This is a genomic window from Shewanella sp. 10N.286.51.B2 (assembly GCF_041469265.1).
GTDB lineage: Bacteria > Pseudomonadota > Gammaproteobacteria > Enterobacterales > Shewanellaceae > Shewanella.
In genome coordinates, this window is record NZ_JBFRKH010000025.1 from 55,185 (window position 1) to 75,644 (window position 20,460).

The 20,460-nt window shown below is 43.1% G+C and carries 20 protein-coding genes and 1 riboswitch; of the genes, 19 read left to right on the plus strand and 1 reads right to left on the minus strand.

Features of this window, described 5'->3' with window-relative positions; genetic code table 11:
- Nucleotides 1-31: 31 nt before the first annotated feature.
- The 9 genes from AB4140_RS07315 to AB4140_RS07355 all read left to right on the plus strand — a co-directional run bounded on the left by AB4140_RS07315 (nt 32) and on the right by AB4140_RS07355 (nt 10,757).
- Nucleotides 32-1,042: a formate dehydrogenase subunit gamma gene (locus tag AB4140_RS07315; RefSeq protein ID WP_102476479.1), complete on the plus strand. Its 1,011-nt coding sequence runs from the start codon at nt 32-34 to the stop codon at nt 1,040-1,042.
- Between the two features lie 784 nt (nt 1,043-1,826).
- The gene (locus AB4140_RS07320; RefSeq protein WP_102435971.1) at nt 1,827-2,024 is read left to right on the plus strand and encodes a twin-arginine translocation signal domain-containing protein; all 198 of its coding nucleotides are present in this window, start codon (nt 1,827-1,829) and stop codon (nt 2,022-2,024) included.
- A 17-nt stretch (nt 2,025-2,041) separates the two neighbouring features.
- Nucleotides 2,042-4,897: a formate dehydrogenase subunit alpha gene (locus AB4140_RS07325; protein ID WP_372000378.1), complete on the plus strand. Its 2,856-nt coding sequence runs from the start codon at nt 2,042-2,044 to the stop codon at nt 4,895-4,897.
- Between the two features lie 28 nt (nt 4,898-4,925).
- Nucleotides 4,926-5,495 carry a formate dehydrogenase FDH3 subunit beta gene (gene fdh3B, locus AB4140_RS07330; protein ID WP_102435975.1) on the plus strand — a complete coding sequence of 190 codons (570 nt, stop codon included), beginning with the start codon at nt 4,926-4,928 and terminating at the stop codon, nt 5,493-5,495.
- A gap of 74 nt (nt 5,496-5,569) precedes the next feature.
- Nucleotides 5,570-6,559, plus strand: coding sequence for a formate dehydrogenase subunit gamma (locus AB4140_RS07335; RefSeq protein WP_102435977.1), 990 nt, complete (start codon nt 5,570-5,572; stop codon nt 6,557-6,559).
- A gap of 319 nt (nt 6,560-6,878) precedes the next feature.
- Nucleotides 6,879-8,216 carry a coproporphyrinogen III oxidase family protein gene (locus AB4140_RS07340; RefSeq protein ID WP_372000380.1) on the plus strand — a complete coding sequence of 446 codons (1,338 nt, stop codon included), beginning with the start codon at nt 6,879-6,881 and terminating at the stop codon, nt 8,214-8,216.
- Nucleotides 8,217-8,387: 171 nt separating this feature from the next.
- Nucleotides 8,388-9,242 carry a PfkB family carbohydrate kinase gene (locus tag AB4140_RS07345; RefSeq protein ID WP_102520223.1) on the plus strand — a complete coding sequence of 285 codons (855 nt, stop codon included), beginning with the start codon at nt 8,388-8,390 and terminating at the stop codon, nt 9,240-9,242.
- Between the two features lie 395 nt (nt 9,243-9,637).
- Nucleotides 9,638-10,348, plus strand: coding sequence for an MOSC domain-containing protein (locus AB4140_RS07350; protein ID WP_372000382.1), 711 nt, complete (start codon nt 9,638-9,640; stop codon nt 10,346-10,348).
- Nucleotides 10,349-10,397: 49 nt separating this feature from the next.
- The gene (locus AB4140_RS07355; protein ID WP_102435982.1) at nt 10,398-10,757 is read left to right on the plus strand and encodes a DUF4870 domain-containing protein; all 360 of its coding nucleotides are present in this window, start codon (nt 10,398-10,400) and stop codon (nt 10,755-10,757) included.
- A 97-nt stretch (nt 10,758-10,854) separates the two neighbouring features.
- Here the strand turns inward: AB4140_RS07355 and AB4140_RS07360 are convergent, their stop codons facing one another.
- Nucleotides 10,855-12,504, minus strand: a complete 1,650-nt coding sequence (locus AB4140_RS07360; protein WP_102435984.1) for an electron transfer flavoprotein-ubiquinone oxidoreductase — start codon at nt 12,502-12,504, stop codon at nt 10,855-10,857.
- Nucleotides 12,505-12,712: 208 nt separating this feature from the next.
- Nucleotides 12,713-12,846: riboswitch (molybdenum cofactor riboswitch) on the plus strand.
- Here AB4140_RS07360 and moaA point away from each other — a divergent pair.
- From moaA to AB4140_RS07410, 10 genes are all read left to right on the plus strand, one after another.
- Complete coding sequence (gene moaA / locus AB4140_RS07365) at nt 12,834-13,814, plus strand: GTP 3',8-cyclase MoaA (protein ID WP_102476472.1); 981 nt, start codon at nt 12,834-12,836, stop codon at nt 13,812-13,814. (Overlaps the previous riboswitch by 13 nt.)
- A gap of 64 nt (nt 13,815-13,878) precedes the next feature.
- The gene (moaC, locus tag AB4140_RS07370) at nt 13,879-14,361 is read left to right on the plus strand and encodes a cyclic pyranopterin monophosphate synthase MoaC (RefSeq protein WP_102476471.1); all 483 of its coding nucleotides are present in this window, start codon (nt 13,879-13,881) and stop codon (nt 14,359-14,361) included.
- A 111-nt stretch (nt 14,362-14,472) separates the two neighbouring features.
- On the plus strand, nt 14,473-14,721 hold the full coding sequence (gene moaD, locus AB4140_RS07375) for a molybdopterin synthase sulfur carrier subunit (protein ID WP_076541374.1): 249 nt from the start codon (nt 14,473-14,475) through the stop codon (nt 14,719-14,721).
- Between the two features lie 2 nt (nt 14,722-14,723).
- Nucleotides 14,724-15,200, plus strand: a complete 477-nt coding sequence (gene moaE / locus AB4140_RS07380; RefSeq protein WP_102476470.1) for a molybdopterin synthase catalytic subunit MoaE — start codon at nt 14,724-14,726, stop codon at nt 15,198-15,200.
- 17 nt (nt 15,201-15,217) lie between these two features.
- On the plus strand, nt 15,218-16,069 hold the full coding sequence (gene modA, locus AB4140_RS07385) for a molybdate ABC transporter substrate-binding protein (protein WP_372000423.1): 852 nt from the start codon (nt 15,218-15,220) through the stop codon (nt 16,067-16,069).
- 3 nt (nt 16,070-16,072) lie between these two features.
- Complete coding sequence (modB, locus tag AB4140_RS07390; protein WP_102435991.1) at nt 16,073-16,753, plus strand: molybdate ABC transporter permease subunit; 681 nt, start codon at nt 16,073-16,075, stop codon at nt 16,751-16,753.
- Nucleotides 16,734-17,840, plus strand: coding sequence for an ABC transporter ATP-binding protein (locus AB4140_RS07395; protein WP_303460939.1), 1,107 nt, complete (start codon nt 16,734-16,736; stop codon nt 17,838-17,840). Before modB ends, AB4140_RS07395 begins: the two co-directional genes overlap by 20 nt.
- A gap of 82 nt (nt 17,841-17,922) precedes the next feature.
- Nucleotides 17,923-18,447 carry a PepSY domain-containing protein gene (locus AB4140_RS07400; protein ID WP_303412836.1) on the plus strand — a complete coding sequence of 175 codons (525 nt, stop codon included), beginning with the start codon at nt 17,923-17,925 and terminating at the stop codon, nt 18,445-18,447.
- An 11-nt stretch (nt 18,448-18,458) separates the two neighbouring features.
- A complete protein-coding gene (locus tag AB4140_RS07405; RefSeq protein ID WP_372000386.1) occupies nt 18,459-19,136 on the plus strand; it encodes a response regulator transcription factor in 678 nt (225 codons plus the stop codon).
- A 100-nt stretch (nt 19,137-19,236) separates the two neighbouring features.
- Nucleotides 19,237-20,442, plus strand: coding sequence for a sensor histidine kinase (locus tag AB4140_RS07410; RefSeq protein WP_372000388.1), 1,206 nt, complete (start codon nt 19,237-19,239; stop codon nt 20,440-20,442).
- Nucleotides 20,443-20,460 lie beyond the last annotated feature (18 nt).

The following is a 20,460-nucleotide window of genomic DNA, read 5'->3' on the forward strand; positions in this document are numbered from 1 at the left end:
GGCTTTGTCCGTAACAAAGCAAGGAGTGACAATGTTAAACAAACAGTTAAACAAATCACTGCGTAGCTTGTTTGCTCTGTTGGTTCTGGTGATGGGGTTAGGTTTTGCAACCACAACCTTAGCGGCAGATGAACAATCAAGTAAGCAGCAGGCAGGGAAGGAAAACCCGGCTGAATTATGGCGAGCAGTTAAAGCCGGCGATTCTGGTTTTACAACAGCTCAAGGTATTGAACCCGGCGTACTGATTAATGTTGCGGGCAATCAAGGTCGAATAATCAGAGATGACTATATTACTCCCGGAGTGGCGTTAGCTCTCGTAGGTGTATTTGCTGCATTTTTACTATTCTACTTTGTTAATGGCCCAGCAAAATTGGCGAAGGGGTATTCAGGCAAGATGGTTGAGCGATGGTCTAAAGCAGATATTTGGCTGCATTGGATTATGGCCGTTGCCTGTTTAACGTTAATGCTAACTGGTCTGGTGATCATACTAGGTAAAATTGTTATTCAGCCCTATGTCGGTGCGAGTATTTGGGCTGGAATTATAGCCTTTTGCAAGCTAGTGCATGATTGGGTTGGTCCAGTCTTTATCGTATCTTGGTTGCTATGTATTGTTAAATGGATGCCACTGCAAACCTTTAAGATGTATGATTTAAAATGGTTTTTAGTGGTTGGTGGTTACATCAATTTCGGTCCATTTAAAGGTAAGCATCCAGATAGTGGTTTTGCCAACGCCGGTGAAAAAATGTGGTTTTGGACATTAGTGTTCTTTGGCCTCTTTATCAGCGTATCAGGCATCATGCTAGTGTTACCGGGATTAGATTTACCCCGTGAAGCTTCAATGGCCGCGCTACTTATTCATGGCATTAGTGCTGCGATTCTCATTGCATTTACCATTGTGCATATTTGGATGGCAACAGCATTGAGTGAAGGTGGTATGGAATCCATGGTTTCAGGCTATTGTGATGAAAATTGGGCAGTGCAGCATCACAATGTTTGGTTCGATGAAATCAAAGCTAACGGTTCGATAAAATATCAGAAGTGATAGTGAGTTAGCCTTTTGCTGATTTAGTCACTTAATTACTTTCAAAACACCTCAACTGAGTCTATCTTGTTGAGGTGTTTTTATATCTGCCTGTTGGCGGAACGGGTAGTTTTGTCAGTACCTATTTTATTGCTCGCAGCAGGCGAATAAATCGCTTAATTTAGGCTGCTATTCCAACAGTTATTTCAATAGTTATTTCAATAGTTATTTTGACCAATTTTAGTGGCTTATTGATTGCAGTTATTACTGAATTTTCTTGGACGCTTTCTGCGTGCTACTCATGCTACAAAGTAACTTGCTTGTTAATATTTACTGAGTGATTTGTGGGCAGCTAACTATTGGTTATTTTAATAACCAAAAGCACTGCAAGTACAGCTTTTAAGTACTAAAAGTTATATAGTGATTGTGGTGTTTATTTAGACAAAAACCGTATAAAAATCCTTTTAACTCAATCTACTTGTTAAGTAATTTAACATTGTAAGCACTGCTAAAATCCCACCCAAAAGTTTTGTTCTCACACGGCATGATTTGAAAACATGACCCAGTTAACGCTTTCTTTATTTATTGGTTATTTTAGGCCAATGAACAGGTGTTAGATCATATTATTTCAGCCTCTCTCTCTATATATTAGCGGCGTAAATTTGTGGACTAGATTCATTTATATGTGTTTTTACCTTTTTAGCTCACCCACTTAACCATTGATTAACAATGGTGTTTGGTAACTAAAAAGGCCTAAGAGGGCATCTGCATGATAAGCAGATGTGTATTAAACCCAGGAGTAAAGATGAAGAAGCAACAGCCTGATCTGAACCGCAGATCTTTGCTGAAAGCCATCACCGTAGGTAGCGCTGCTACTGCAGCAATTGCTGTTTCAGGTGTGAGTGTGGCAAAAGCAACCGAGAGTAACATTAGTATCAAAGGTTCTAATGGTTACAAAGAAACTGCGCATATTCGTAGCTACTACGATAGCTTACGCGGATAATTCAGGAGAAATAAGCGATGAAGTTAACTCGCAAGTCTACAGCAGCACCTAAAGCTGCTAGCAAGTCGCTCGGTATCAACCGTCGTCAATTTATGAAGAATGCAGGTATTGCTACTGGTGGTATCGCCGCTGCTTCATTAATGGGCACTGGCATGATGCGTCGAGCTGAAGCAAAAGAAATTGCTCATGATGCACCAACTGAAATCAAACGTACCGTATGTTCTGCATGTGCTGTTGGTTGTGGTTTATACGCTGAAGTACAAAATGGTGTTTGGACAGGTCAAGAGCCTGCATTCGATCACCCATTTAATGCTGGTGGACACTGTGCTAAAGGTGCTGCATTACGTGAACATGGTCACGGTGAGAAGCGTCTTAAATACCCAATGAAATTGGTTGATGGCAAGTGGAAGAAACTATCTTGGGAGCAAGCTTACAACGAAGTTGGCGACAAGATGCAAGATATCCGTGAAGAGTCAGGTCCTGATTCAGTTTACTTCATGGGTAGTGCTAAGTTCTCGAACGAAGGTTGTTACATGTACCGTAAATTTGCGGCTATGTGGGGCACGAACAACATCGATCACTCTGCACGTATTTGTCACTCTACCACTGTAGCTGGTGTTGCAAACACTTGGGGCTATGGTGCGCAAACTAACTCTTTCAATGATATCCAAAATGCAAATGCAATCTTCTTCATCGGTGCAAACCCGGCTGAAGCGCATCCAGTTGCAATGCAGCATATCTTATTAGCGAAAGAGAAAAACAACGCGAAAATCATCGTTGTTGATCCTCGTTTCTCACGTACTGCCGCGCACGCTGACCTACATTGTGGTCTTCGTCCTGGTACTGATATTCCATTCATCTACGGTATGCTTTGGCACATCTTTGAAAATGGTTGGGAAGACAAGACGTTCATCAAAGAACGTGTTTTCGAAATGGAATCAATTCGCGAAGAAGTGAAAAAATTCCCGCCTAAAGAAGTTGCTGATGTAACTGGCTGTAGCGAAGAAGAAGTTTACCAAGCTGCGAAAATGATGGCAGATAACCGTCCAGGTACTGTTGTTTGGTGTATGGGTGGTACTCAGCATCACGTAGGTAATGCTAACACTCGTGCTTACTGTATCCTTCAATTAGCCCTTGGTAACATGGGTGTTAAAGGCGGCGGAACAAACATTTTCCGTGGTCACGATAACGTACAGGGTGCGACTGACTTAGGTTTGTTATTTGATAACTTACCAGGTTACTACGGTCTGACTTCTGGCGCTTGGGATCACTGGACGAACGTTTGGGATCTTGAAAAATCTTGGGTTAGTAATCGTTTCGACCAAGGTACTTACTTAGGTCGCGACCCAATGACCACTCCTGGTATTCCTTGTTCTCGCTGGCACGATGGTGTGTTAGAAGAGAAGGGTAAACTAGCGCAGAATGACAACATCCGTATGGCATTCTTCTGGGGTCAATCTGTTAACACTGAAACTCGTCAAAGCGAAGTGCGTGATGCATTAGATAAGATGGACACAGTTGTTGTTGTGGATCCATTCCCAACTATGGCGGGTGTTATGCATCGTCGTCAGAACGGTGTTTACTTGCTTCCAGCTGCGACTCAGTTCGAAACTGAAGGTTCAGTATCTAACTCTGGCCGTAGTCAGCAGTGGCGTGAAAAGGTTATCGAGCCTTTATTCGAATCAAAAACTGACCTTGAGATCATGTACCGTCTATCTCAAAAGCTTGGTTTTGCAGAGCAATACACTAAACGTATCGCTAAAGATGCCAATGACATCCTAGTTATTGAAGACATCACTCGCGAAATCAACCGCGGTATGTGGACTATTGGTATGACAGGTCAAAGCCCTGAGCGTATCAAAGAGCACACTCAAAACTGGGGCACGTTCAGCAACAAGACTCTTGAAGCTGCTGGCGGACCTGCTAAAGGCGAAACTTATGGTTTACCTTGGCCTTGTTGGGGTACGCCAGAGCAGAAGCATCCTGGTACTCAAATCCTGTATAACACAAGCAAACACGTTAAAGACGGTGGTGGTAACTTCCGTGCACGTTACGGTGTTGAATACAAAGGTGAGAACATTCTTGCTGATGGCAGCTTCTCTAAAGGCGCTGAAATCACTGATGGTTACCCAGAGTTCTCTGCACAAATGCTTAAGCAATTAGGTTGGTGGGACGAACTAACAGCTGAAGAAAAAGCATCAGCTGAAGGTAAAAACTGGAAAACTGATTTGCTAGGCGGCATCGTACGTGTTGCTATTAATCACGGTTGTATTCCATTCGGTAACGCTAAAGCGCGTTGTATCGTTTGGACTTTCCCAGATATCGTACCTATTCACCGTGAGCCGTTATACACATCTCGTCGTGATCTTGTGTCTAAGTACCCAACTTACGATGATATGCAAGTACATCGCTTACCAACTCTTTACAAGTCAATCCAAGAGAAAGACACGTCAGCTAAGTACCCATTAGTACTGACTTCTGGTCGTTTGGTTGAGTATGAAGGTGGTGGTGAAGAGTCTCGTTCTAACCCTTGGCTTGCAGAGCTTCAACAAGAAATGTTTGTTGAAATGAACCCTGCTGATGCCGCAGATCGTAGTCTACGTGACGGTGATACTGTGTGGTTAGAAGGTGCTGAAGGTGGCCGTATTAAGATTAAAGTTATGGTTACTCCACGCGTTAAACCAGGTGTTACTTGGATGCCTTACCACTTCGCGGGTGTTATGCATGGCGAAAGCTTAGCGCCTAACTATCCAGAAGGTACTGTTCCTTACGTAATAGGTGAGTCTTGTAACACTGCAATGACTTACGGTTATGACCCTGTGACACAAATGCAGGAAACTAAGGCATCGCTTTGTCAGGTAGAGAAAGCGTAACAGCAGTTTAAGCTAGGAGAATTGCCGAATGGCTACAATGAAATTTTTATGTGATACCAAGCGCTGCATCGAATGTAATGGTTGTGTCACAGCTTGTAAAAACGAAAACGACTCTGCTTTAGAGTGGGGAATTCAACGTCGTCGCGTAGTGACTATCAATGACGGTCAACCAGGTGAAGCGTCTATCTCAGTGGCATGTATGCACTGTAGTGATGCACCTTGTATGGCTGTTTGTCCTGCAAACTGTTTCTACAAAACTGAAGACGGTATCGTACTGCACGATAAAGATACTTGTATCGGTTGTGGTTACTGTTTATATGCATGTCCATTTGGAGCGCCTCAGTTCCCTCAAGGCGGCGCTTTTGGTGCTCGCGGTAAGATGGACAAGTGTACTTTCTGTGCTGGTGGCCCAGAAGCTGATCACTCTAATGAAGAGCGTCAGAAATATGGTGCTAACCGTGTCGCTGAAGGTAAACTTCCAATGTGTGCTGAGCTTTGTTCAACCAAAGCACTGCTTGCAGGTGATGCAGAAATCGTTTCTGCTATCTTCCGCGAGCGTGTTGCATACCGCGGAGCTAACAAAGGTGTTTGGGGTTAATCTCCAAGCGTGTTAGTCAGCTTAGCTATGATGCCTAGGGCAACCTAGGCATCGAATAGCATAGAGGATGTAATATGAACAAGTGGTTCAAACAAATTGGCGTTGTTATCGCACTGATGTTCAGTGTCATGACCTTCGCCCACGCAAGTGGAAATGTTGAAGAGTCTCTAACCGTTCAAGATGGCAATGCACAATTATGGGCACAGCTTAAAGACGGTGCTGAAGGACGTACGACTTCAACAAGTGAGTTCCATAAACAACCAATCAATACCTATGATTTACGTGTATTTGATTTGCGTAGTGACTGGCTTGCTCCTGCTTTAGCTTTATCGCTATTTGGCATGATCATCATTTTCGTACTGTTTATGAAAATTAACGGTATTTCGAAATTACACGGTGGTTTCACTGGTAAGATGGTATATCGCTGGTCTAAATTTGACGTATCAATTCACTGGCTAGGTGCGATTCCTTGCATGTTATTGATTTTGACAGGTTTAGTACTACTTGCTGGCCGTTACTTCCTTCAGCCATACATTGGTGAAGGTATGTGGGCTGGATTGGTAAATGCTTCTAAAGTTATCCATGATTACATGGCTATCCCATTCATGTTGGGTTGGGCGTTAATGGTAGTACTTTGGGCTAAAAACCAAATGCCAAAAATGTATGACATTAAATGGATGATGGTGGTTGGTGGTTACATTAACTTCGGTCCATTTAAAGGCAAGCACCCTGACGCTGGTTTTGCTAACGCAGGTGAAAAACTATGGTTCTGGGCATTTGCTCTATTCGGTTTAATCATCTCAGTATCAGGAATGTTATTACTGTTCCCGAACTTATTTGAACCAAGCCGTACCTTAAGTTTGATTGCACTAGTTACTCACTCAGTGAGCGCTATCGTAATCTGTGCTTTCTCTATCGTGCATATCTTCATGGCAACCGCTATGTCTGAAGGTGGTATGGATTGTATGGTGTCTGGCTACTGTGATGAGCAGTGGGCGAAACAGCATCACAACCTTTGGTATGATGAAATCAAAGCGAATGGCGAGTTAAAATATAAAGACTAATAGGTCTGCAGTATTTTTAGCTAAAGCTTAAAAAGCACCTCCAATGACTTCGGTTTTGGAGGTGTTTTTATTTCGGCTTTAGGTTAACCGTGTTTTAACAGAACTTTTTATAATCTTTAACAATGTGATACCTTATATTAGCTATTGGTTGTTTAAGCACTCCTAATTTGTGATCGTGGCGGTAAAAATCGACAGATTTGGTTGTTTTTAACTGATAACTTCTAGATAGTTAACATCCTTGTAGCGTATGTCGAAATTTTCTACTTGAGTAGCAACTCATTAGCGTTGCTTGCGAGCCCCTTTTTAACTAGGAATTGCCATGTCATCAATTATCCGTCCATCAGATACCATTATCCAATCACCTTATCAGGCCAATATCACCACGCCAGATTGGATGATAAATGCGATGGAAAAAGTGATGCAATTTTACGTTGATCGTAATTTGCGTTTAGACACGGTTTCAGCGGAAATGATGCCAGCGCCAGTAGAAGGTAAAAAGTACATGCTGTATGCTCATGTACCTTTTTGTCATACCTTGTGTTCATACTGTACTTTCCATCGTTTCTTATTTAATGAAGATAAAGCTCGTCGCTATTTCGTGTCTTTACGCAAAGAAATGGATATGGTTAAAAACCTCGGTTATGACTTCGAGTCTATGTATATCGGCGGCGGCACCACCACAGTACTAGAAGATGAATTAGCTCGCACTATTGAACACGCCAAAACCCTATTCCCGAACATTAAAGAGGTATCGTGTGAATCCGATCCTCAGCACTTAGACAGTCCAGGATTTAAGCAGTTAGAAGGCTTAGTCGATCGTATGTCTATTGGTGTACAAAGCTTTAATGATGACATCTTGACCATGACAGACCGCATCGAGAAGTTCGGTACCGGTCAGCAGACTTTTGACCGCATTATGGCGGCTAAAGAATTATTCCCAATTATTAATGTTGATTTGATTTTCGGTTTCCGTGGTCAAACCGATGAAGTTATCCAACATGATTTGGATATGGCTTCAAAATTAGACCCTCGCCAAATCACCACTTATCCATTGATGATTACTCATCAAACCCGTAAGAGTGTGAAAGGCAAGCTAGCCGCACCTCATGGCGACATGGCCCGTCAATACCGTCAAATTCTAAATAGCTTAAATGGCCAGTACACTCAACTTTCTGGTTGGGCTTTTGGTAAAGCCAATAATGAAGGCTTTGATGAATACGTTATCGATTTTGATGAATACTTAGGAGTCGGTTCTGGTTCATTTAGTTTCTTAGATGACACCTTATACGTGAATACCTTCTCGCTTAAAAAATACCAAGAGCGCATTGCCAATGGCAAAATGGGTGTCGAGCAACAAAAGCAATATGGCAAGAAAGAAGTGATGCAATATCGCTTCTTACTGGGCATGTTCTCTGGTCGTTTATCACGTAAGTATTTCCGTGAAACCTTCGGCGTTAACTTAGATACCGCATTGTTTAAAGAAATGGCCTCAATGAGAGCCATAGGTGCAATTAAAAATGACCCGAACGATCCTGATAACCTCATTTGGACCGATAACGGTAAAATGATGGGCTTATTGATGATGAAAGAATTTTATTCAGGCATGGATAATGTTCGCGCTCAATTACGTAAACCCTTGCAAGCCGCTGATATGTAAGCGCCCCAAGCTTGAGAAATAAGTTAATGAAAGGCAGTGACCATGGTCACTGCCTTTTTTGTTATTTGCAGTATACTGATTTTGAATGCATCATCACTGTCCCACCATCCTCGTCATTTTTATCATGATGATTTTGGTGCATTGGACATTGGATTGTTAAAAGAGACCGCTATGGCTAATATTTTACTGCTTGCCAACATTAACTGTGACCGCTTACTGGAATTAGATAAACCGCTGCAAACCGGAGGTCGCTTTCATTATCAAGATGGCGGCTTACGGCTCGGTGGCGGTGGTGCTAATACCGGCATCGGTTTGGTATGGGCTGGGCACAATGTCTCGTTAGTGAGCCAAGTGGGCTCTGACAAGATAGGTAATTGGATTTTGGCTCAAGCCAGCACCAAAGGGCTAGATTGCCGCTTAGTGGAACGCTTTGATGGCGCAACCTGTGAAATGTTATTGGTGATGACGCCCGATGGTGAACGCACTATTATCCGCCCACAAAGACCCCTATTTGAACTAAGCACGCCGCCAAACTGGCAACAATGGGATGCGCTATACACTAACTCATCAGCTAAAGGCATTAGTCAATGGACCGCATCAGCCCTTGATCATTGCTTAGTCGTATCGCAGTTAGCTAAAGATGAGCGGGTACGACCATGCCATATTTTAATTGCTTCAATTACCGATATGCATGGCCGCTGTGATGACAATAAGTGGGATTTTGCCGCTAAAATTGCCGGTGAGTCATTGCAATACTTTGTGGTCACCGATGGCGAGAATGGGGCGATAGCCTATAGTGCCAATGAACAGTTTCATGTACCAGCAGTAACAGCGCAAGTGTTAGATACTACAGGGGCTGGAGATGCCTTTGCCGCAGGCTTAATCCATTATTTATGCCAGCAAAAAGCCATTACCCAAGCCATGGAAGAAGGGGCAAGATGGGCCGCCATTGCCGTGGCTACTGCCAGCTCAGTCCCAGGAGATGCGCTGCAGCATTATCTTCAATCAAAAAAACATAGTGAGTAACTGAAATTAACTCAGTTTAAATAGTGGGCGAATATTTTAGGCTAATTGCTGTTAGTTATCATTTTACTGTCGCCTCAGGTCATATTTTTATCATAAAAGTGTCGTTGTTCTGTCATGTGAGACGATTATTATGACAAGGTAACTTATTGAACAGGATGCTTTATATGGCTTTTTGTTGAAAAAGTTTCTTCCATTTCTGGGATACGTTAATGCCCAATGTAATTTGAAAGATTTATGCCCCTGCAATCTCCCCATTTGCAGGGGCTTTTTGTTTAGCATCGCTCTTTTGTGTTAGGGCTAAAAATGCGCTTTGAAAATTCCCTATAGTAAGCACTGCTATAAGCCTGCTATATTCTTAAATAATCCAATCCCTTGTTAATTAAGAGTTACTGCTCATGGATGCTCAGTTGCTGGTTAAAAAAATTTCCGCTTTATATCAAGGAGAACAAGTTAGTGCTCTTGGTGATCAGACGCACCTTATTGATAGTGGCATTAACAATAAACAACTCGCCCAAACCCTTATCGTCTCCAAGCTGGGCGTAACAGGCGATGGCCAAGCAGATCCACAGCATCATGGCGGCAGCGATCGGGTACTGCATCACTTTCCTCGAGAGCATTATGGCCAATATCGTCGTTGGGATTTAATGGCAGGTTTTAAAGATGCGCCTGCCATGGGCGAAAATATCAGTAGCGTTGGCTTAGATGAATCACAGGTCAATATTGGCGATATTATTCAAATTGGCACTACGCTATTGCAAGTCACCCAGCCTCGTTCGCCCTGTTTTAAGCTTAACTTACAGTTTGGTCACCCTCAATTTTCCCTTGCTATGCAACAAACTGCGATGTGTGGTTGGTTTTATAAAGTCTTGCAACAAGGTGAAATTAACGCTGGTGATAGCATTTATTTAGTCGAGCGAAAATCGAATATCTCTATTGCTGAGGCGATGAAAATTTACTTTCTAGCAGAAGTGAATATCGAACAATATTCGACTCTGTTGCACTGTGAAGGGTTAGCGCAAACTTGGGTTGCTAGCTTACAAAACCGAATTCAAACGCAAACAATAGAGAACTGGCATTACCGTTTATATGGGCCAGCGCAAAACTAGAAACAGCGACATCAAAATCAAATCAGTAATATAAATAATAGGGAAAATCATGAGTGATTCAGTGGATACAGTAGAAAAAGAAGCACGTAATATGGGCTTGTTGGTGTATGCGGCAAGTTTTGCTGGTTATATTATTCCACTGGGCAGCATTATTGGACCACTAATCGTGTGGTTGATGAAACGTGATGAATTTAAATTTGTTGATGAGTGCGGGAAAAACTGTCTCAACTTTAAATTGAGCTTACTCATTTATGCCATCGTCAGTTCTATTTTAGCCTTTATTGGTATTGGCTTTATATTGCTTATTCTTTTAGGGTTGATGGATATCATTTGTACCATTATTGCCATTATCAGGGCAGGCGAAGGTATCGCATATCGCTATCCATTAACGATTAACTTCATAAAGTAATGACGTTGAAAATCATTTAGAGCCTATATTGCTTGCAACAAAAAGCCGCATTGTTTATATGCGGCTTTTTAGTGGCTGAAACACATCTAAATAAAGATTACATGTTCGGGTAGTTTGGACCACCGCCACCTTCTGGGGTGACCCAAGTGATATTTTGACTTGGATCTTTAATGTCGCATGTTTTGCAGTGAATACAATTTTGCGCATTAATCACAAACTTGTTTTCAGCGCCGTCGGTAACCACTTCATACACGCCAGCAGGGCAGTAACGCTGGGCTGGCTCGTTGAACTTAACTAGGTTTACCGCGATAGGGATCGAAGGGTCTTTTAAATGTAAATGACACTGCTGATCTTCTTCATGGTAAGTATTAGATAGGTAAACTGACGATAATTTATCGAAACTTAATTTGCCATCAGGTTTAGGGTACTGAATTTCTTTGAAGTCTTTAGCTAAGCCCATTTCTGCATGATCTGGAGCTTCATCACGTAAGGTGATTGGAAATTTACCGCCGAACCAGTTTTGGTCGATATAGTTAAATGCACCGCCAAGGTAAGTACCAAACTTATGTAAAGCAGGGCCAAAATTGCGAGATTTAACCAGCTCTTCATGGAGCCAGCTTTTTTCTATGCGCGTTTGGAAACAATCTAAATCTTTACCTGCTTCAACCCCAGCCATTAATGCTTCCGCTAAGGTTTCTGCAGCGACAATACCGCTCTTCATTGCGGTATGGGTGCCTTTAATTTTGGCAAAGTTTAGCGTACCTGCATCACAACCAATTAATAAGCCGCCAGGAAAGCTCATTTTAGGTAATGAGTTAAGCCCACCTTTTGCAATTGCTCTTGCGCCATAAGTAATACGCTCACCACCCGATAAAGTTTGTGCGATAACCGGATGCTGTTTATAACGCTGAAATTCATCGAACGGACTGATGTGAGGGTTTTTATAGTTAAGGTCGATAATCAGTCCAACTGCCACTTGGTTATCTTCCATGTGGTATAAGAAGCCGCCACCAGATGCACCATCATTTAAGGGCCAGCCACCTGTGTGTACCACTTTACCTTGCTGATGCTGTTCAGCAGGGATTTTCCACATTTCCTTAAAGCCTAAGCCGTAATGCTGTGGTGTTTTACCATTATCTAGATGATATTTTGCAATTAACTCTTTACCTAAATGACCACGACAACCTTCTGAAAACACCGTGTATTTAGCGTGAAGTTCCATGCCCGGCATATAGCTGTCTTTAGGCTGACCATCAATGCCAACACCCATATCGCCAATTAAAATACCTTTAACGCTATTATCGGTATTGTAAAGTACCTCACTGGCCGCAAAACCAGGGAAAATTTCTACCCCTAATGCTTCAGCGCGCTCAGCTAACCAGCGAGCGAGGTTACCGACACTGATGATGTAGTTGCCATCATTGTGCATGGTTTTTGGTACTAAGCTATTGGACATAAGCTGAGATTTACTATCAGAGCTCAATAGGTAGATTTCATCGTGAGAGACTTTAGTATTAAGTGGAATGTCTGAATCGCGCCAATCAGAGAATAGCTCATCCAATACCGTTGGTTCAAATACGGCACCGGACAGAATATGAGCGCCGACTTCAGATCCTTTCTCAACCACGCAGACAGTCATTTCCTTGCCTGCATCTTGTGATATTTGCATTAATCGACAAGCAGTCGCGAGTCCGGCAGGGCCAGCACCAACGATAACTACGTCGAATTCCATTGATTCGCGTTCCATCATTTCACCTTAGTTCTTAATTTCCCGTTTTTTGGCGGGTTTGTTATTTTTTTGTTTTACTCACCTTACCTTAAAATTGCTAAAGGTCACAGTAGCAAGTGAGATTTTAAGCTCGTGAGCTGGCTCGCAAATATTTACAGATTTTTGACTAACTGGGACAAAATGTCATAAAAAGATACTGATTCGAGCGAATTTAGGCCTATAATTAAGTCTGACGGTTCTCCGAGCTTTATGTCCTACGTCCACAGATATGGATATTTAGCCGTGGTAATTATGCCACCGGGGTCAGCAAAGAAATGTGCTTACCTCCCACACTTGGAAAGGTTAACATGTCCCAATTACAAGACAGTTTCGGTCGAAGGTTTCACTATTTGCGAATGTCAGTCACTGATGTTTGTAACTTCAAATGCACCTATTGCCTCCCAGATGGTTACAGACCTGATGGCAAACCTAAGTTTCTCGCGTTAAATGAAATTGAAAATTTAGTGGCAGCTTTTGGTGAAGTAGGCACCCAAAAAATCCGCATCACCGGTGGTGAGCCAACCTTACGTAAAGATTTCACAGATATCATTCGTATCGTTGCAGACAATGACAATATCAAAACCATTGCTACCACCACTAATGGCTATCGTCTCGAGAAAAATGCCAAAGAATGGTATGACGCCGGACTTAGACGCATCAATGTGTCGGTTGATAGCTTAGATCCTAAGATGTTTTATCAAATCACTGGTGAGAACAAATTTGATGAAGTCATGCGTGGCATTGATGCTGCACTTGATGCAGGTTTTGAGCGAATCAAAATCAATGCAGTCTTACTCAAAGGGCTTAATGATAAAGATTTGCCCCGTTTTCTACAGTGGATAAAGAATACGCCGATTGATTTGCGTTTTATCGAACTGATGGAAACAGGCTTAGGCCATGATTATTTCAACGCTCATCATCTAGCTGGACTCGATATTAAGTTAAAACTTGAGTCAGAAGGTTGGTTATATGATCTTCCTGATGTAGATGATGGTCCTGCGCAAAATTTCAGTCACCCAGATTACCAAGGTCGTATAGGGCTTATCATGCCTTATGCGAAGAACTTCTGTGCCAGCTGTAACCGTTTACGAGTGTCGGCCAAAGGTAAATTGCATTTGTGTTTATTTACCGAAACCGGTCTGGACTTACGTGACTTATTGCAACACGAGTCTCAGCGCGCCGAGTTAATTGAGCGCTTACATGGCCAATTAGCCCAGAAAAAAGAAACCCATTATCTCCACCAAGGTATCACGGGTGTCACCAAGCACTTAGCCTCTATTGGCGGTTAAGCTGCTGCGGTTTACTTATATTTGAATAATTTTTTACTCTCAAGATTCTATAAGGCAAGTTAGCATGAGCAATTGTTTTACCCATATCAATGCCGATGGCAATGCCCACATGGTTGATGTCACAGAAAAAAATATCACTGAGCGTGAAGCTCGCGCCGAAGCCTTTATTGATATGGCGCCAAGTACGTTAGAGATGATCATGAGCGGTAGTCACCATAAAGGTGATGTGTTTGCTACTGCGCGTATTGCCGGTATCCAAGCCGCGAAAAAGACCTCAGATCTGATCCCATTATGTCATCCATTAATGCTGACCAAAGTGGAAGTAGACCTTGAAGCGCAGCCAGAACTTAATCGCGTCAGGATCACCAGCTTATGTAAGTTATCAGGTAAGACGGGCGTTGAAATGGAAGCATTAACAGCTGCCTCAGTCGCTGCATTAACCATTTACGATATGTGTAAAGCGGTGCAAAAAGACATGATCATTTCCCAAGTACGTTTACTTGAAAAACGTGGCGGCAAATCAGGTCATTTCCAAGCTGAAGATTAGCCGGCAGCGCTTAACTAGCACTATCACGCTAGTTATCAATGCGAGTTAGCAACATCAGCTATAAAGATAAAATATTAGCCATTTTAAAATTTTGAAAGACGAGAGATTGACATGATCCAGGTCCTTTTTTTTGCACAAGTAAGAGAGTTACTCGGCACCGCTAAAGTAGAAGTTGCTGCTGATGGCGTTAGCAATACTGAACAATTACGTGCAGCCCTAGCCGCTAAAGATGAAAAGTGGGCTAAAGTACTCACCTCAGATAAATTATTAGTTGCCGTTAATCAAACCATGAGTTCATGGGATGCAGCGGTTAAAGATGGCGATGAAGTGGCCTTTTTCCCACCTGTCACTGGAGGCTAACCATGAGCCAAGTGAATACTAAACAAGTGGTGAGAGTGCAAACCGAAGACTTTAATGTCGCCGATGAGTACGCCGCTATTGCACAAGATAACAGTGATGGCGCAGTGGTGACCTTTGCCGGTAAAGTGCGTGACTTTAATGACGGAAGCGCAGTGACTGATCTCACCCTTGAGCATTACCCTGGCATGACTGAAGCGGTATTAGTGCAACTGGCTGAGCAAGCCTATGCTCGCTGGCCGCTGAATTATGTCACAATTATTCACCGTGTTGGCCGTATGGAGCTTGGTGAGCAAATCGTGTTTATCGGTGTTACCAGTGCCCACCGTAAAGCCGCTTTTGCAGCCTGTGAGTTCTTAATCGACTTTTTAAAAACCAAAGCACCATTTTGGAAACTAGAAGCTGGTGAGCAAGGCAATAATTGGGTTGAAGCCCGTGATTCAGATGAGCAAGCAGCCACTATGTGGAATGAATCTAAATAGCATAGGATGCTGACATGATGACGTTAAGCACGATTCGCCGTTGTTTTTCATTGAGTCAAAGGCGTCGAACCGCTTTTATCAGGGCGTTATCTAGCCTAGTGTTATTGGTGTCATTTTCATCGCTGGCGGCCAAACCTCCAGCGATTGCCGCCGCTGCGAATATTAAATTTGCCCTTGATGAAATTGTTACCAACTTCACTGCCTCAACTGGATTGCCATTAAGGGTATCCTATGGATCTTCGGGTAATTTTGTCGCCCAGATCCAACATGGGGCTCCCTTTGAAATGCTGTTAAGTGCTGATGAGTTTTATGTTCAGCAGCTGCATAAAGCTGGAAAAACAGACTCTGATGGCACCATTTATGCTGTTGGTAAGTTAGCCCTAGTTGCCCCGAAAAACTCCTCCCTAGTGCTTGATGTTGAACTTAACGGCTTACAACAGCAGTTAACTGACGGCAAGATTGCCCGCTTTGTTATTGCTAACCCTGCTCACGCGCCTTATGGCGAAAGAGCCAGAAGTTTATTGCAAGCAAAAGGCTTATGGCCGCAGTTAGAGTCTAAAATCATCATGGGCGAGAATGTCTCGCAAGCGGCGCAATTTGCCTTAAGTGGTTCTGCACAAGGTGGCATAGTGGCGCTATCGTTAGCGTCCTCTGAGCAGTTTCGCAAAATGGGCAATTATATCGAAATACCCCAGTCGTTATATGAGCCGATTAATCAGCGAATGGTGATGATGCCCAATGCTGGTGCTACCACTCAGCAGTTTTATCAGTATATGCAAACCCAAGCCGCAAAAGATGTACTGCTCAATTATGGTTTTGGTTTTCCTCAGCGTGCTAATTCAAGCGCTTTTATGCAAGTCGAGAATTAATCTATGGATTGGCAATCGTTATGGTTATCAGCCAAGCTGAGTAGCGTTACTGTGCTAATTTTAGTGCCATTGGCCATTGTAGTTGGTCGACTACTGGCTTACCGTCAGTTCAAAGGGAAGTCATGGGTTGAAGCGTTAATCATGGTGCCCTTAGTGCTGCCTCCCACAGTAATAGGCTATTACTTACTGGTTGGCCTTGGCAGTCAAAGCCTCATCGGCCAATGGGTTGAGTCACTCTTTGGCGCGCAATTAGTGTTTAACTTCTCCGGTTTAGTTATTGCCTCTATTTTAGTCAATATTCCCTTTGCAGTGCAGCCAATCCAGCGGGCATTTGAAACTATCCCTCACGATATTCCTGATGCCGCCGCCTGTTGTGGCATGAGTTGGTGGCGAATTTTTGTCAAAATTGAGCTACCGATGATTTGGCCTGGGGTGTTAACCGCAGTGGTGCTGTGTTTTTCCCATGTGCTGGGTGAATTTGGTGTAGTGCTAATGTTAGGCGGTAATATTGCCGGTGAAACCAAAACCATATCTATTGCCATCTACGACAGTGTGCAGGCCTTTGATTTTGAAGCGGCTGGTACCATGTCGTTAGTGTTATTGGTCTTTGCCGTTAGTGTCTTGGCAATCACCACCAGTCTTTCAAGGCGTTTAGGAGGCGAGCATGCCAATCCGCAACGTTGATTTACATTGCCATATTTCCCAACAAGCACCGATCCCGTTAGAGGCTGACTTTAGTTGTAAAGCGGGAGAAGTATTAGCCGTCGTTGGCCCTTCAGGTGGTGGTAAAACCACCTTGCTGCGAATGATTGCGGGCTTAGGTTCAGCTCAACAAGGAGCGATTCAAAGTGGAGATAAAACTTGGTTTTGTCATCAGAAACGCATCAACTTATCACCGCAGCAACGTCATATAGGCTACGTGCCACAACACTTTGGTTTGTTTCCGCACTTAACGGCACTGGATAATGTTATTTCTGGGCTCGATCATATTCCAAAGCATGAGCGTAAAGCCCGTGCGTTAGATTGGTTAGAGCGAGTTAATTTACATGGCTTGCCGGCACGATTACCGGCGCAGCTTTCGGGTGGGCAGCGCCAGCGAGTCGCCTTAGCCAGGGCGCTTGCCAGAGAGCCGGCAGTTTTATTGCTGGATGAACCCTTTTCTGCGGTGGATAGAGAAACCCGAGAAAGGTTATATATTGAGTTAGCACGGTTAAAATCGCAATTATCAATTCCAGTGATTATGGTGACCCATGATATGAATGAGGCTTTATTACTGGCCGATAAAATGATTTTAATCAGCCAAGGCAAGATGCTCCAGCAAGGTAAACCGTTTGATGTCTTGTCTCATCCTCGCAATGAAACCGTGGCGAGGCAAATGGGCTTACGTAATATCTTTAATGCCCAAGTGTCTGGTCGTGATGAAAAAGCCAATATTACTTGGCTTAAAATGGGCGACCAGATTATTGCTAGCGATAGCGCCCCAGATTGCGAAGTTGGTCAAACCGTACGCTGGGTTATCCCTAATCAGGGCATTCGATTCAGCGCTATTACCAGCGGCCGCCTTTGCCGCAGTATCAATAAACTCGATATCGTGATTGATTCTATGTTGGTGATGGGGGAATCTGTACGTATAAAAGCGCGTATGGCAGGGATTGATGAGACGTTTAATATGGATGTGCCAGCTCACTTAGCGACTAAACTTGAGCTACAACAAGGTTTAGCCACCACAATAGCATTGAAGTCAGAACAAGTTCATATTCTAGAATCATGATCAATTATTAATCTTACAAAGCTTGGGTCTTTTAATCGGCTTAGGTAAAGTAGCTCAATTATCAATGTCTTTTGAGGCTCTCATGTTCCGTATTGTTCTATCATTGCTTGTGGTATTCCCTTCAATGGTGATGGCAACGCCTAGTATGCATACTTTGTTATCTCAAGGTGAGTACGTTGAACCTATTGTGGTGATTCAGCAAGTTGAAATGGATCACAATGGCTTGGTTTCAGCTTTTGATATGGATATTGAAAAAGATCAGTTAATTTATGAAATAGAACTTATCAACCTTGATACAAACGAACTTATAGCGTTTGAATTTGATGCCAAAGATGGCAGCTTGATGAGTAAGAAATTAAGTCATTTTGCCTCAGATGATTTAGACCAAATTAAGGCCGCCAAAGTACTTATTGATCATAAAATGACCTTTACGGATTTGATTAAGTTAGCGACAAAAAATCAATCTGGTTATTTAATTGAAGCAGAACTCGAGCACGATTTGACCATAAGTTATTTAGAATTGAAGCTACTTAATGCGGCCAGTAAGCATACTATTGCTTTTGATATTGAGAATTTACGTCCATTACCCCTACTGCAGTGGGACTAAGGAACAGCACTATGCGAGTATTAATCGTTGAAGATGACGCAACAACATTACAGTATGTTGCAGAGGGTTTTACAGCTCAGCAATACCAAGTCGATACGGCAACCAACGGCCATGATGGCCTGTATAAAGCCAAAAATAATGATTTCGATATTATTATTTTAGACCGAATGCTGCCCCAAATTGATGGGTTAACACTGCTAACGGCATTACGTAAAAATGGTAATGAAACTCCAGTATTAATCTTGTCAGCGCTAAGCCATGTGGATGAGCGTGTAAAAGGCCTGCGTGCCGGTGGCGATGATTATATGACTAAGCCCTTTGCGTTTGCAGAGTTGCAAGTGCGAGCTGAAAAGTTAATTCAACGCAATGCGCCAGCTACAAATAGTACCGATCTTGAAGTGGGTAATTTGAAAATGGAGCTACTCACGCGCAAAGTGACCTTAGATGACCATGAACTCATGCTGCAACCTAAAGAATTTCAGTTACTCAAATACTTAATGGAGCATCCCAACAAAGTCATTAGCCGTACGCTATTGTTTGAAGCTGTGTGGGATTACCATTTTGACCCCCGCACCAATGTGATTGATGTACATATCGCTAAGCTACGCCGCAAGTTTGAAGAGTTAGGTCACCCAGAAATTATCGAAACCGTTCGAGGGGCTGGTTATCGCCTCAGTAAAGGGAATTAAACCCTACCAAAGTAGTGCTTGGCGGATCACGCTGATATTTTCTACTTTGGTGACCTTGTTAATTGTACTGCTGGTATCGGGTTTATACCGGCAGCTAGTCATGGAACAAGAAAGCCAAGTTGAGCAGCATCTCGCGACTGAAATGCAGCGCTACAAGCAATTAGCCCTCACTTTGGACCGTCGTAGTTTTGCGGCGCAAATTCGCGCGGCTGATCCCAAAACAGCGTTAATTGCTTGGCGTAATAATGTCGACATGGTTGGTGCCTTAAGTTTTGTACCTGACAACATGCCATTATTGCCTGAAACCCGCGATTTCCCCATTCTCACAGGCGGACCAGATAAACTGCATATTTTGACCGGAGGATTGGTGTTAACCAATTACGGTCCCGTGCTTATCGCCACCCGTACTGATAACTTAGCTGCATTGATTGATAAATTTGTTAATGCGGCCTTTTGGGTGGTAGCGCTGACATTAGCAATGACCTTAGCCGTTGGTTTTATCTTCTCTAAAGCCATCTTACGGCGCTTAGTGCAGTATAATTTACTCAGTCAAAAAATTGAGCAAGGCCAATACGATACCCGTTTTCCTGTTAGTCATAATCAAGACGAATTTGATATGCTAGCGGGACAGTTTAATCGGGTATTAGATACCTTAGAGCACAACTTAATGTCAGTACGTGGGGTGACCGATAATATCGCCCATGACCTACGTACGCCACTTTCGCATTTGCGCATAGGTATCGAGCAGTTACCGCAAAAACCGGCTGAACAGGTACCTGAGCTCACCGCTATGTTGCTTGAAGAGTTAGATCATTGCTTAGCAACCTTTGATGCCATGTTGTCGTTAACGCGCATTGAAGAAGGCCAGCAGACCCTTGATATGCAGCCGGTCAGCTTGCAGCAGCTTTGCCAAGATTTATATGAAATGGCAGAAGTGGTGGCCGAGTCTAAACAGCAAACTCTTAATTTGGTGATTGAAAAAGATGTCACTATTTCAGGGGATAAATATTTGCTATTCCAAGCATTGTTTAACCTAGTGGATAACGCCATTAAGTACGCCCCCGAAGATGCCGAAATTAGTATTGTGCAACAAGGTCGGCGGATCCAAATTATTGATAATGGCCCCGGAATTAGCGCCGAAGATAAAGAACGAGTGTTTGAGCGTTTAGTGCGCTTAGATCCTAGTCGTCACCACCAAGGCACAGGCTTAGGCTTGTCGATGGTCAAAGCGATTTTATCTCGCCACCGTGCCAGCATTGAATTATTAGATAATGATCCTGGTTTGATTGTCGATATTCATTTCTAATATTCACTTTCAGTATTC